12 protein-coding genes are annotated in these 12,391 nt (G+C 75.7%); 7 read left to right on the top strand and 5 right to left on the bottom strand.

What is annotated here, in order from left to right; all coding sequences use genetic code 11:
• Nucleotides 1-47 precede the first annotated feature (47 nt).
• The 3 genes from ACGFZL_RS27380 to ACGFZL_RS27370 form a co-directional block, all read right to left on the bottom strand.
• The gene (locus tag ACGFZL_RS27380) at nt 48-923 is read right to left on the bottom strand and encodes a hypothetical protein (protein WP_393695624.1); all 876 of its coding nucleotides are present in this window, start codon (nt 921-923) and stop codon (nt 48-50) included.
• A 61-nt stretch (nt 924-984) separates the two neighbouring features.
• On the bottom strand, nt 985-2,511 hold the full coding sequence (locus tag ACGFZL_RS27375) for a hypothetical protein (RefSeq protein ID WP_393695622.1): 1,527 nt from the start codon (nt 2,509-2,511) through the stop codon (nt 985-987).
• A gap of 70 nt (nt 2,512-2,581) precedes the next feature.
• Nucleotides 2,582-3,301, bottom strand: coding sequence for a GntR family transcriptional regulator (locus ACGFZL_RS27370; RefSeq protein WP_393695620.1), 720 nt, complete (start codon nt 3,299-3,301; stop codon nt 2,582-2,584).
• A 126-nt stretch (nt 3,302-3,427) separates the two neighbouring features.
• Here ACGFZL_RS27370 and ACGFZL_RS27365 point away from each other — a divergent pair, with 126 nt between their 5' ends.
• The 5 genes from ACGFZL_RS27365 to ACGFZL_RS27345 are packed head-to-tail and all read left to right on the top strand — an operon-like array spanning nt 3,428 to nt 7,861.
• Nucleotides 3,428-4,714: an MFS transporter gene (locus ACGFZL_RS27365; protein WP_393695618.1), complete on the top strand. Its 1,287-nt coding sequence runs from the start codon at nt 3,428-3,430 to the stop codon at nt 4,712-4,714.
• The gene (locus tag ACGFZL_RS27360; protein WP_355173112.1) at nt 4,711-5,544 is read left to right on the top strand and encodes a putative hydro-lyase; all 834 of its coding nucleotides are present in this window, start codon (nt 4,711-4,713) and stop codon (nt 5,542-5,544) included. The genes ACGFZL_RS27365 and ACGFZL_RS27360 overlap by 4 nt, the downstream gene beginning before the upstream one ends.
• Before the next feature lie 54 nt (nt 5,545-5,598).
• The gene (locus ACGFZL_RS27355; RefSeq protein ID WP_393695615.1) at nt 5,599-6,354 is read left to right on the top strand and encodes a LamB/YcsF family protein; all 756 of its coding nucleotides are present in this window, start codon (nt 5,599-5,601) and stop codon (nt 6,352-6,354) included.
• On the top strand, nt 6,351-6,995 hold the full coding sequence (pxpB, locus tag ACGFZL_RS27350) for a 5-oxoprolinase subunit PxpB (protein ID WP_393695613.1): 645 nt from the start codon (nt 6,351-6,353) through the stop codon (nt 6,993-6,995). The genes ACGFZL_RS27355 and pxpB overlap by 4 nt, the downstream gene beginning before the upstream one ends.
• Entirely contained in the window at nt 6,992-7,861 is an 870-nt protein-coding gene (locus ACGFZL_RS27345; RefSeq protein WP_393695611.1) for a biotin-dependent carboxyltransferase family protein, read from the top strand. Before pxpB ends, ACGFZL_RS27345 begins: the two co-directional genes overlap by 4 nt.
• Nucleotides 7,862-7,874: 13 nt before the next feature.
• Here the strand turns inward: ACGFZL_RS27345 and ACGFZL_RS27340 are convergent, their stop codons facing one another.
• Nucleotides 7,875-9,293 carry a HEAT repeat domain-containing protein gene (locus tag ACGFZL_RS27340; protein ID WP_393695609.1) on the bottom strand — a complete coding sequence of 473 codons (1,419 nt, stop codon included), beginning with the start codon at nt 9,291-9,293 and terminating at the stop codon, nt 7,875-7,877.
• Between the two features lie 314 nt (nt 9,294-9,607).
• Nucleotides 9,608-10,000: an ankyrin repeat domain-containing protein gene (locus tag ACGFZL_RS27335; protein WP_355173102.1), complete on the bottom strand. Its 393-nt coding sequence runs from the start codon at nt 9,998-10,000 to the stop codon at nt 9,608-9,610.
• 243 nt (nt 10,001-10,243) lie between these two features.
• On the opposite strand from ACGFZL_RS27335, the gene ACGFZL_RS27330 reads away from it, so the two are divergent.
• Together ACGFZL_RS27330 and ACGFZL_RS27325 are read left to right on the top strand one after the other, a co-directional pair.
• Nucleotides 10,244-10,438, top strand: a complete 195-nt coding sequence (locus ACGFZL_RS27330) for a hypothetical protein (protein WP_003977410.1) — start codon at nt 10,244-10,246, stop codon at nt 10,436-10,438.
• A gap of 64 nt (nt 10,439-10,502) precedes the next feature.
• The gene (locus tag ACGFZL_RS27325; RefSeq protein ID WP_393695606.1) at nt 10,503-12,293 is read left to right on the top strand and encodes a hypothetical protein; all 1,791 of its coding nucleotides are present in this window, start codon (nt 10,503-10,505) and stop codon (nt 12,291-12,293) included.
• Nucleotides 12,294-12,391: the final 98 nt, after the last annotated feature.

The raw sequence follows: 12,391 nt of genomic DNA, 5'->3' as shown, positions 1-12,391 counted from the left end.
GCTTCGGGGCGTGGGGCGTGGGGCGAGGTGGTGGGGGCGGTGGAGGGTCAGGGGGCGTGGAAGGGCAGGCCCGCGTCGGCGACCAGGTCGAGGTCCTCGGTGTCCTCGGCGGGCAGCAGGCTGGCGGTGCCGTCGGTGACCGGGACGACGCCGAGGTCGAGGAGTTCGGCGAGGGCGGCGCTGCCGGCCATGTCGCGGACCTGGAGCTGGAAGCGGGCGGTGGTGCGGTAGGTGCCGCCGTTGTCGTCGCCGGTGCGCTGGAGGAAGCCGGACTCGGTGAGGAAGGCGGCGGCCTTGCCGACGATGCCGGTGGTGGAGCCGGGGAGCCGGCGGGCGTCCTTGGTGGCGCCGGTGGCGCTGCGCCGTACCCAGATCCGCCAGGCGGCCTCCAGTCCCGGCGAGTCGGAGGCCGGGTCGGTGTTCTCGCCGCGCTCCTCCGCGCGTTCCTCCAGGCGGCGGCAGGCCTGGCGGACGAAGGCGTCCACGCCGTTGACCGTGACCCGGCCGATGTAGCCGTCGTCGGCGAGGTCCTCGGGGCGCGGGTAGGCGAGGGCGGCGACGGCGAGGTGGGCCAGGCCGTGCAGGAACCGGTCGGCGGAGTCGACGGCGGCGCGACGCGCGTAGTCGCCCATGCGGACGGCGAACACCGAGTCCTCGGCGGCGGTGACCGCCATGCCCGCGCGTGGGGAGACCTCCAGGACGACGAGCCCGAGCCCGGCGGCGACGGCGTCGGCGAGCCGGGCGAAGGGCGGGTCCTCGCGGTACCGGCGCAGCAGGTCGGCGTACTCCTGGTCGCGGGCGGGCAGCAGCTTGGGCTGGAGGCCGAAGGCGACGAGGCGGGCCGCGTCGGCGGCGTCGGCGGGGGTGACGGCCGCCGGGGCGGCGGCCGTCTCCGGTGCGCTCCGGTCGGCGTACTCGGTCACGGTCGGGGCTCCTCGGTGCGGCGGGGGGTGGTAGGGGTGCTGGGCCGGCGAGCGGGCGTGTTCATGCCGCCTCCGTGCGGTCCGCCGCCATGCCGGCGGCGTCCAGCAGGGCGGTGCCGACGATGAGGTCGGCGCCGCCGAACTCGGGGTCGTCCAGCTCGGTGCCGTCGTCCACCGCGAACAGCAGCTTCGGCTCGCCCTGCCGGTAGGCCGTGCCGACCGGGGGGCTGGCGGCGTGCACGGCCAGCAGGGCGACGAGGTAGGGCAGGTCGGCGTCGCGCGCGCGGGCGTCGGCGAGCAGTCCGGAGAGCCGGCGCGGGGCGTCGTGCGGCAGATCGAGCAGGTCGGTGGCGGCGGCGAGCTGCTCCTCGCTGAACCGGCTGTCGTCGGGGGTGGCGATGAGGTCGGGCTCGGGCATCTCGGCGCCCAGGTGCTCACGCTCGACCGGCGGGGTCAGCAGGAGGTCGACGAGGTCGCCGACCCGGACCGCGGACGGGGTGCGCGGCCCGGTGCCGTGGGCGAACCAGGCGTCGGTGACGCGCAGCGCCTGCTCCAGGGGCAGCGGCAGGGCGGGGGCGACCAGGTGTCCGTACAGGTCGAGGCCGGAGGTGGCCGGCGGGGTGGCGAAGGCCTGCCGGTCCTGTTCGGCGCGGAAGAGGGGGCCGGCCTCCAGGAGGCGGGACTGGAGCTGGGTGTGGCGGCGGATGCAGTCCTTGACGATGTCGACCAGCTCGGCCGCGCGGCGCTTCTGCTCGGGGTCCTCGGACTCGTCGCGGGCCTTGCGGATGTTGGTCAGGATCGCGTTCTCGTGCCGGTAGCGGTCGGCGACGTGGTCCAGGGCCTCGGTGATCATGTCGGGGACGGCGCTGAGCCAGTCCACCGCCCGCACGTCGCGCCGGGTGGCGTCCAGGGCGCGGCGCAGGGTCTCGGAGTACTGCACGGTGCGGTACCTGGCCTGCTCGGCGGCGAGCTGGGCGTCGGCGAGGCGGCCCCGGCTGATCAGCACCTCCAGCTTGACCTCGGCGGCGATCTGGGCGCTGGTGACGTCGGTGTCCAGGGCTCCGACCAGGACGTTGACCGCCTCGTCGGTGGTGCGCAGATAGACCGTGCCGCCGGGTCCGGGGACCTCTTCCAGGAGCTTGAAGTCGTAGTCCCGGCGCACATAGACGCCGTCCGCGCCGAAGGTGCCGTACACCGCGCGGAAGCCGCGGTCGACGCTGCCGACGTTGATCAGGTTCTCCAGGACCCACCGGGCCACCCGCTCGTGCTCGGCGGCGGGGCGGGCCGGGGCCTGGGCGGCGACGCGCGGGACGAGCCGGGTGACGATCTGGTCGTGGTCGGCGCCGGTGTCGAAGTCCATGTTCAGCGTGACGAGGTCGATCGCGGAGAGGGCGATCTCCGCCATGCCGTACACCGTGTACTCGCCCGCCAGGTTGGCCTTGCGGGCGTCCAGGTCGTGCAGCGGCGCCGTGCAGGCGAGCGCGCGCAGCCGCCGCGCCAGCCCCTCGTCGGCGGCCGGGCCCGGTGCGGGGCGCGGCCCCGCGCTGAGCTGGGGCGGAACACGGTCCGTCGGTGCAGGCGAAGTCACGGTGCACAGACTAGGTCCTCGGTCTGACAACGACCCAAACGGCACAGAACCCCCGACGGCGCCGCCCGGGTCAGCCCCCCGCGCCCCGGCCGGCCGTCCCCTCGTCGCCCACCCGTCGCAGGTATGCCTCGGTCACCCGCTCCCGGGAGTCGGCGAGGTACCCGGCGAGCAGCCGCTCGGCCGTCTTCGTCTCCCCCTCCCCCAGTGCCCGGAGGATCTCCGCGTTGCGCCCGATGTACGGCTCGTGCAGGCGGCGCGGGTCGTCCACCAGGTGGAAGGCGAGGCGGAGTTCGGCGAAGACGGTGCGCATCAGCTCGTCGGTGCGTTCGCTGCCGGCGAGGGCGACCAGTTCCCGGTGGAAGTGGATGTTGGCCGTGCCCACCGCTTTCCAGTCACCTTCGCGCGCCGCCCGCCGCCCGTCCCCGACCGCCGCGGTGAGGCGGTCGAGGGCGAACGGGGGTGCGCCGAGGCCGCGGACGACGGCGCACTCGACGAGGGTGCGGGTCCGGTAGATGTCGACGACGTCCTCGACGGTGAGCACCCGCACGAAGACGCCCCGGTTCAACTCGTGGACCAGCAGCCGCTCGTGGGTGAGCAGGCGGAACGCCTCGCGCAACGTGTTGCGGGAGACGCCGAGCGCGCCGCCGATGCCGTCCTCCGACAGGCGGGTGCCGGGCGGGAAGTAGCCCTCGGCGATCCGGCCCCTGAGGATGTCCGAGACCCGCTCGGCGGTGCTGGTGCGCCCGAGGAGGGCGCGGTCGTCGGCCAGTCCGGTCAACTCCTGTGCCATGCCTGGAATTCAACCGCAGTCGGCAGGACGGGACAACAAGGGTATTGAGGGATCGTTGAACAATCCCCTACGGTCCTCCACAGCAACGCCTCCAGAAGCACCCTCCCTCCCCATCGCGAGGTGCCCATGAGCGTGAACACCCTCCGTCAGCAAACCCCCACCGATGACACCACGTTCGGCTGGCTCCGGGCCCTCGGCCCACGCGGCCGCCGCGCCTTCGCGGGCGCGTTCGGCGGCTACGCCCTCGACTCCTACGACTACTTCACGCTGCCGCTGACCATGGTCGCGATCTCCGCGTACTTCGGCCTGGACAGCGGGCAGACCGGCCTGCTCACCACCGTCACCCTGGTCGTCTCGGCGGTCGGCGGCGCCCTCGCGGGCGTCCTCGCCGACCGCGTGGGCCGGGTCAGGGCACTGCTGCTCACCGTGATCACCTACGCCGTGTTCACCGTGGCCTGCGGCTTAGCGCCGAACTACGAGACGCTGCTGGTGCTGCGCGCCTTCCAGGGCCTCGGCTTCGGCGGTGAGTGGGCGGTCGGCGCGATCCTGGTCGCCGAGTACGCGAACGCCCGGCACCGGGGCCGCACCCTGGGCGCGGTGCAGAGCGCCTGGGCCGCGGGCTGGGGCCTGGCGGTGGCGGTGTACACGCTGGTCTTCTCGCTGGCCGGCGACGACCTGGCCTGGCGGGTGGTGTTCTGGACCGGCGCGCTGCCCGCGCTGCTCGTGGTGTGGGTGCGGCGCAGCGTGCACGACGCGCCCGTGGCCGCCGCGGTCCGGGAGGCGGGCGCCGGGAAGGGCTCGTTCCGGGCGATCTTCCGGCCGGCCGCAGCCGGTGCGCCGGGGCTGCTGCGCACGACCGTCTTCGCGAGCCTGCTCTCCACCGGCGTCCAGGGCGGCTACTACACGCTGGCCACCTGGGTGCCGACGTACCTGAAGGACGAGCGCGACCTGTCCGTGGTGGGCACCGGCGGCTACCTGTCGTTCCTGATCTCGGGCGCGTTCCTCGGCTATCTCACCGGCGGCCACCTCACCGACCGGCTGGGCCGCCGGCGCACCATCTGGCTGTTCGCCCTGCTGTCGGCGGTCTGCATCCTGGCGTACGCCAACCTCCCGGCCGGCGCCGACACCCTGCTCCTGGTGCTCGGGTTCCCGCTCGGCTTCTGCATGTCGGCCATCTTCAGCGGCTTCGGCTCCTATCTCAGCGAGCTGTACCCGACGGCGGTGCGCGGCGCCGGGCAGGGCTTCACGTACAACACCGGCCGCGCCGTGGGCGCCGTCTTCCCCACCACGGTGGGTTTCCTGGCCGACGGCTGGGGCGTGGGCGGCGCGCTGGTCTTCGGCGCGATCGGCTACGGCATCGCGGCGCTGGCCCTGCTGGGGCTGCCCGAGACCCGCGGAAGGGAGCTGACGTGAACCACCTGCCGAAGACCACCGGGGACCGCCCGGTCGTCCTGGCCGACGAGCACGCGCACGCGTGGCGCCCGGCAGCCGCCCGCGCCCGCTTCCGGGACGGGCTGACCGGTCCGACCGCCGGGGTCGCCGCCGGCCACACCCAGGCCAACCTGATCGCGGTGCCCGCCGACTGGGCCTACGACATGCTGCTGTTCTGCACCCGGAACCCCAAGCCCTGCCCGGTCCTCGACGTCACGGACGCCGGGTCCTGGGCCACCGCGCTGGCCGACGGCGCCGACCTGCGCACCGACCTGCCCCGCTACCGGGTGTGGCGGGACGGCGAGTTGGTCGACGAGCCGACGGACGCGCGCCCGTACTGGCGGGAGGACCTGGTGACGTTCCTGCTGGGGTGCAGCTTCACCTTCGAGTGGGCGCTGGCCGCGGCGGGCGTCCCGATCCGGCACCTGGAGCAGGGCCGCAACGTGCCGATGTACGTCACCGGACGACCGTGCCGGCCGGCCGGGCGGCTGCGCGGTCCGATGGTGGTGTCCATGCGCCCGGTGCCGCCCGAGCACCTGTCGGCGGCGATCCGGGAGACCGGCCTGCTCCCTGCGGTGCACGGCGCGCCGGTGCACTGCGGCGACCCTTCGGTGCTGGGCATCGCGGATCCGGGCCGCCCGGACTTCGGCGACCCGGTGGACCTCGAACCGGACGACATCCCGGTGTTCTGGGCCTGCGGGGTGACGCCGCAGGCGGCCGTCATGGCCTCACGTCCGCCGTTCGCGCTCACCCACGCGCCGGGGCAGATGTTCGTCACGGACGCGCGCGACGAGCAGTACCGCGTGCTGTGAACACGGACCGCGCGGACACCCCCGTGCGACCCGGGAACCGGAGACACTGGAGACATGACGTCGATCGACCTGAACGCCGACCTCGGCGAGGGCTTCGGCCGCTGGCAGCTGACCGACGACGAGGGCCTGCTCTCGGTGGTCACCAGCGCCAACGTGGCCTGCGGCTTCCACGCCGGGGACCCGGCGACCATGCGGCGGGTGTGCGAGCTGGCCGCCGCGCGCGGGGTGGTGATCGGCGCGCAGGTCTCCTACCGGGACCTGGCCGGCTTCGGGCGGCGCTCGATGGACGTGCCGTCCGGTGAGCTGGCGGCCGAGGTGGCCTACCAGATCGGCGCCCTGGAGGTGTTCGCGCGGGCGGCGGGCACGCGCGTGGCGTACGTCAAGCCGCACGGCGCGCTGTACAACCGGATCGTCCACGACGCGGAGCAGGCCGCCGCCGTGGTCGACGGGGTGGCCCTCGCGGGCACGCTGCCGGTGCTCGGGCTGCCCGGGTCGCGGATCCTGGAGCTGGCCGGCCGGGCCGGACTGCCCACCGTCGCCGAGGCGTTCGCGGACCGCGCCTACACCGACGAGGGCACGCTGGTGCCGCGCGGCGAGGCGGGGGCCGTGGTCGCCGACGCCGACGCGGTCGTGGCGCGCTCGGTGGGCCTGGCCCGCGACGGCGCGGTCACCGCCCGCTCCGGGGCCCGCGTCGCGGTGCGTGCCCGGTCGCTGTGCGTGCACGGCGACACGCCGGGCGCGGTGGAGCTGGCCCGCCGGGTGCGGGAGCGGCTGGCGGCGTCGGGCGTGCGGGTGGAGGCGTTCGCGTGAGAGTACTGCCGGTCGGGGACGACGCCCTGCTCGTGGAGGTCTCCTCCGGGGCGGAGGCCGAGGCGCTGCACGCGGAGCTGCTGCGGCGCCGTACGGAGGGCTCGCTCGCGGCGCGGGAGATCGTCCCGGCGGCCCGCACGGTGCTCCTGGACGGCCTGGCGGACCCGGCGCGGCTGGCCTCGGAGCTGGCCGCCGCCGAGGTACCGGCCGCGCCCCCGCGCGAGGGGCCGGTCGTGGAGCTGCCGGTCCGCTACGACGGGCCCGACCTCGCCGAGGTGGCGCGGCGGTGGGGCGTGGCCGAGGAGGAGGTGGGGCGGATCCACGCCGAGGCGGAGTACCGCGTCGCCTTCTGCGGGTTCGCGCCCGGGTTCGGCTACCTGACCGGGCTGCCCGAGAGCCGCCACGTGCCGCGCCGCGACACCCCGCGCACGGCGGTGCCGGCCGGGGCGGTGGGGGTGGCCGGGCCGTACACCGGGGTGTACCCGCGGTCGTCGCCGGGCGGCTGGCAGCTGATCGGCCGCACGGACGCCGTGCTGTGGGACCACACGCGCGTGCCGGCGGCCCTGCTGTCACCGGGCACGCGGGTCCGCTTCGTGCCGTACGGGTCAGAGGTTCCTCACGGGCCAGGGGGGTCGGCATGACCGACCGCGCCCTCGCCGTCGTCCGCGCCGGCGTCCTGACCACCGTGCAGGACCGGGGCCGCCCGGGCCACGCCCACCTCGGGGTACCCCGTTCGGGCGCCCTGGACCGGCCGGCGGCGGCGCTGGTCAACCGGCTGGTCGGCAACGCGGCCGGGGCGGCGGTCCTGGAGACGACGCTGGACGGCTGCGCCCTGCGCCCGCGCGCCGCCGTGACGGTGGCGGTCGGCGGCGCCCCCTGCCCGGTGACGGTGGACGGCCGGCCGGCCGCCTGGGGCGCGCCGCTGGAGGTGCCCGCCGGCGCGCTGCTCGACGTGGGCGCGGCCGTCCGCGGGGTCAGGACGTATGTGGCCGTCGGCGGCGGCGTGGTGGTCGAGCCGGTGCTCGGCAGCCGCTCCACCGACCTGCTGTCCGGGCTCGGCCCGCCCCCGCTCTCCGACGGCGCGGTGCTGCCGCTGGGCGACCCGCCCGGCCCGTACGCGCGCGTGGACGCCGCCCCCCAGCCGGCGCCGCCGGCCGAGCTGGTGCTGCGGGTGACGCCGGGGCCGCGCGCGGACTGGTTCACTCCCGAGGCGCTGGCGACCTTCACCTCACGGGCCTTCCGGGTGTCCGCCGCGAGCAACCGCATCGGGCTGCGGGTCGAGGGCCCCGCTCTGGGCCGGGCCCGGATGGGCGAGCTGGCCAGCGAGGGGATGGTCCTCGGGGCGGTGCAGGTGCCGCCGGCCGGCCGGCCGGTGGTCTTCCTCGCCGACCATCCCACGACCGGCGGCTACCCGGTGGTCGGCGTGGTGCGGGCCGCCGACCTCCCGGCTGCGGCCCAGGCGGCACCCGGCACCCCGGTCCGCTTCACCGCCGTGCGCAGGCGCTGACGGGGCCGGCGGGTCACACGGCGGGCGCGTCCGGGTTGAACCGGCTGCGTACGGCCGTCTGCACCTCGTCCTCCTCGGCCGGGTCGGCGGCGAGCCGGCGCAGCCGGTCGACGACGCGCTTGTCACCGGTCTCGGCATAGCGGGCGGCCAGTTCGCGGGTGCTCTCCTCGCAGTCCCAGAGGCACTCGACGGCGAAGCCTGCGGCGAAGGACGGGTCGGTGGCGGCCAGCGCGCCGGCGGCCTGCCCGCGCAGCCGGGAGCAGGAGGTCTCCCGGTAGAGATGGCGCAGCACGGGCGCGGCGCAGGCGATGCCGAGCCGGCCGGCGCCGTCGATGAGCGTGCCGAGCGCCGGGGAGTCGGGGCCCTGCGCGCGCAGGACGCCGCGCAGCGCGAAGAGCACGCGGTCGCGGTCGGCGGCCCCGCCCCGGCAGGCGAGGACCCGTCCGGCGGCGGCCCCCAGCGCGTCGGACCGGCCGGCCCAGCCGCGGGCCCGGGCCACGGCGGCGGGGCCGCACATGCGCTCGAAGGCGTCCACGGCGGCCGCCACGACGGGAGCGGGCCCCGAGGTCGCGGCGGCCTCGATGAGCGTCAGGGCCTCCGGGTCGTCGGAGGCGGCGAGATAGCGCAGCGCCGTGCAGCGGGCGCCCTCGGGGCCGCTGCGGGCGGCGGCGAGGATCTCGGGCCGGTCCTCGGGGCCCGCCACGGCCGTGAGGCACCGGGCGGCGGGCACGTGCAGCGCGGCGCCGCGCTCGACGCCCTGCTGGGCCCATTCGAGGACGGCCGCCACGCTCCAGCCCGGGCGCGGCCCGGTGGGACTGAGCTGGCGCTGCCAGCGGTCGAAGCAGCCGGCCTCCTGGGCGGCACGCACGCGCGCGCCGATCGCCGGGCGCGGATCGTCGGCCCACAGCCGCCAGGGCCGCGGCTCGAACGCGTCCCGCACGGCGGCGGCCAGCTCCGCCTCGCCCTCGGCGTCGCGCGAGAACCTGGCCAGCACGGGCACGGCGAGGGCGCGCAGCCCGGCGTCGTCGTCGTGCAGCGCCAGCTCGTCGAGTGCCCAGGCCCAGTTGGTGCCGTGGGCGGCGTACCGGCGCAGCAGTCCGACGGCGTCGGGGCGGTCGTAGGAGGCGAGGTGGCCGAGGACCGCGAGGGCGAGCCCGGTGCGGGACTCCTCGGGGTCGAGGATGTCCTCGGGGGCGAAGAGGTGGCCCTCGATCGCGTCCAGCTCGCCGTTCAGGTCGAGGTAGAGGCGGGCGTAGTACAGGGAGCGGTTCTCCACCTGCCAGTCGCGGCGGGGATCGCCGAGGACGCAGTGGTTCAGTGCCGCGAGCGCCTCGGGGCGGGGGGCGGTGAGCGCGTGCAGCGTGCCGTCGCCGCGACCCCGCTGGAGCAGGCCGAGCAGCGTGCCGCTGGGCGCTATGACCGGATCGAACATGGGAAACAGCCTCACATCAAGCGTCGACGCAACCGGGGAACACGCGTTACCAGGCCGTGTGACAACACGTCGGGGCGCCCGCCGTCTCTTGCTTGCTGTAGACCATCTTCCTCTGCCTCTCGTCGGTGGCCCTCGCGGGCCGTGCCACGGTCCGCGCGGTGCGGCAGAACCTGCCCAGCCATCACGTCCGTGAACCACGTCGTCATGATGGCCCGGCGTTCGTCCGCGCCGCGACCGAAATACCGGCGGCCCCGTTCCGCCTCCCCCGTTTCGTGCCGTCCGCCCTGGTCAGCAGGGCTTTGCCGAGTTCCGGATCACCCCGCGCCGAACAGCTCGAGCAGCTCGGCCCGGCCGAACATGCGGGCCGTGTCGACGGCCGACGGCGTGCCCGCCGCCGGGTCGGCGCCGCCCGCCAGGAGCACCCGGATCACCTCGGTCTCGCCCTTGAAGACGGCGCCGGCGAGCGGGGTCTGGCCCCGGTCGTTGACGCGGTCGGCGGCGGCGCCGCGGGCGAGCAGCTCCCGCACCGCGTCGGCATGCCCGTGATAGGCGGCCAGCATGACCAGTGAGTCGCCGCGGTCGTTGGTGAGGTCGGCCGGCACGCCGGCGTCCACGTAGGCCACCAGGTCGCCGGTCCGCCCCTGCCGGGCCCAATCGAAGATCTTGGTCGCCAGCTCCACGACCTCGGGGTCGGGGGCTTCGCTCATCGGCCGGACCGCCTCTCACTGCGCACGTACGAACGGGTGAATCGCCAGGGTACTGGCTCGCGCCGGGCCGGACCCGGAGCGTCCGGGGGTGAAGATCGTTCGGCCGGGCCCGCGCCACCCGGGACGCCGCCACCCGGGGGAATCTCGCCGAATTTCCCCCATTTGCACCTTTAATCGTATGGATACATGCTGTGATCCTGGAAGTACTCGTGGTGACTGTCCCCGTGAACCAGGAGAACTCACATGATCCTCTCGATCTCAGGCGTGGTCCTGCTCGGCATCGTCGTCTTCATCTTCTTCCGCAAGGACGGACTCAAGGCCTCGCACGCGCTGGTGGCGGTCCTGTTCGGCTTCTACCTCGCGAGCACCGCCATCGCCCCCAGCATCAAGGCGGGCGGCGAGAGCCTGGCGGGTCTCCTGGGCGGCATCAAGTTCTGACGGCCCCATCGCCCGACATCCCCGCGTCCCGACACCCCCACGTACGGACACCCAGGAGGCAGCAGTGGCCCGGCGGCCCCTCCCCCGCATTCTGAGCAACGGCGGCGCACAGCTCGCCCGGAGCCGGGAGCTGGCCCGGACGGCGGCCGACAGTGCCACCGATGTCCTCCAGCCGCTGATCACGATCGCCCGCGGTCTGGGCCGCCTGGCCTCGGCCGGGCGGCGCAGATGGACGGAGACCCCCAAGGACCGGCGCGGCGCGCTGCTGTTCCTGGCGGCCTCGGTGGTCCTGGTCGTGGCGCTCGTACCGTACGGTCCGCTGCTCGCCGTCATCATCCTGATGACGGCGGCAGCCTGGCAGGGCCGGGACCGCACCCCGCCGGCGTCCGACGACGCCGACGACTCCCGGACCACCCGCCTGCAGTCGCTCTACGAGGCGCTGGTCCCCTACTTCTCGCTCGCCGAGGACCCCGACCCCCTCTACGCCCACGGCGGCGGCTGGGAGGCGGCCTTCCCGGCCTACGAGTTCGACGACACCGGGCGCCTCGCCCACCTGGTGATCCGCTACCCGGCCCACTTCACCGACGGCGAGGCCGACTCCCGCGCCCGCGTCGAGCACCTGCTCACCGCCAAGGCGGGCCGGAGCCGCGAGTACCACTTCGCCTGGGAGGAGGAGGCCAACCACCTCTCGGTGACCGCCCTCGCCCCGCTGCCGACCGACCTCGCCGCCCAGCGCTTCGTCACCGCGCCCGGGGAGACCGTGCTCGGCTTCACCGACCCGACGCGGACGCAGCGCACGCTCCCGCTCTCCCACGGCGAGGAGCGGCGCGACGTCCCGCCGGTGGTCTGGCGCACCGGCGTCCGCTCCACCGAGCCGCACCTGCTGGCCCTCGGCCGGCCCGGCACGGGCACCTCGACCCTGCTGCGCTCGGTCGCGCTCCAGGCCCTCGCCCACGGCGACCTGCTCATCGTGGACGGCGGTGGCACCGGCGAGTACGCCTGCCTGGTCGGCCGGGACGGTGTCCTGGCCGTCGAGTGCGGGCTGGCCGGCGCGCTGACCAGCCTGGAGTGGGCCGCCGCCGAGACGGAACGGCGGCTGATCGCCGTCAACCGGGCCCGCCAGGAGGGCGAGCCGCCGCCCGAGGACACCCGGCGCCCGCTGTGGGTGCTGGTGGACCGGCCGAGCGCCTTCGCGCACCTGGCCGACGCGGACGGCCGCCGGGATCCGCAGACCCTGCTCCAGGTCCCCCTGCGGCACGGCCGCGCCGCCCATGTCACGGTGGTCGTCGCCGACCAGCTGGACGCGCTTGAGGACCTCAGCGACGCGGTGCGCCAGCACACCCGCGCGCGCGTGGTCCTCGGCCCGGCCACGCCGGAGGAGCTGGCGGACGCCCTGGGCGCTCCCCCGCACACCACGCCGGTCGACCAGGTTCCGCCGGGCCGCGGTTACGCCCGCCTGGGCGCCGGTCCCGTGCACCGCCTCCAGGTGCCGGCCACCCCGGACCCGTACGACGACGCGACGAGCGACGCGCACCGGCAGGCGGTGCTCGACCTGCTCCCGCCGCGCACCACACCGGCCGACGGCGAGAAGGTCCCGGAGCCGGCGGAGCCGGAGCGGGCGAAGGTCTCCATCGAGAAGGTCCCCGCCACGGCCGAGCCCGAGGGGACACCGGTGGTGGTCGTGACGGCCCCGGAACCAGCCGGGCCGACGACGAGCGCGGTCGGTCCGACGACGAGCGCGGAGCCCGTCCCGGCCCCGGCCGCCGCCGCCGACACGGCCTCCGACCAGCCGCCCACCACGGAGGAGGCCCAGGAAACCCACCCGGCCGAGGCGGTGGCGGCCGAGCCCTCCTGAGCGCCGAAGCGGGGCTGCGCCACCGTGGGGCCGGCTGCGCGGCGCCGCCCCACCGTGCGCGCGGCGTCGGCATCGGCCTCGGCGAACCCGCCAGCGGC

The organism is Streptomyces sp. NPDC048182 (assembly GCF_043202555.1).
In the GTDB taxonomy this organism is placed as follows: Bacteria; Actinomycetota; Actinomycetes; order Streptomycetales; family Streptomycetaceae; genus Streptomyces.
This window is presented reverse-complemented; position numbering and strand designations above follow the sequence as displayed.

Bases quoted from the DNA above. Each gene is read 5' to 3' on its own strand.
- ACGFZL_RS27370 (WP_393695620.1), bottom strand. From the start codon at position 3,301: ATGGCACAGGAGTTGACCGGACTGGCCGACGACCGCGCCCTCCTCGGG.
- ACGFZL_RS27365 (WP_393695618.1), top strand. From the start codon at position 3,428: ATGAGCGTGAACACCCTCCGTCAGCAAACCCCCACCGATGACACCACG.
- ACGFZL_RS27355 (WP_393695615.1), top strand. From the start codon at position 5,599: ATGACGTCGATCGACCTGAACGCCGACCTCGGCGAGGGCTTCGGCCGC.
- ACGFZL_RS27345 (WP_393695611.1), top strand. From the start codon at position 6,992: ATGACCGACCGCGCCCTCGCCGTCGTCCGCGCCGGCGTCCTGACCACC.
- ACGFZL_RS27340 (WP_393695609.1), bottom strand. From the start codon at position 9,293: ATGTTCGATCCGGTCATAGCGCCCAGCGGCACGCTGCTCGGCCTGCTC.
- ACGFZL_RS27335 (WP_355173102.1), bottom strand. From the start codon at position 10,000: ATGAGCGAAGCCCCCGACCCCGAGGTCGTGGAGCTGGCGACCAAGATC.
- ACGFZL_RS27330 (WP_003977410.1), top strand. From the start codon at position 10,244: ATGATCCTCTCGATCTCAGGCGTGGTCCTGCTCGGCATCGTCGTCTTC.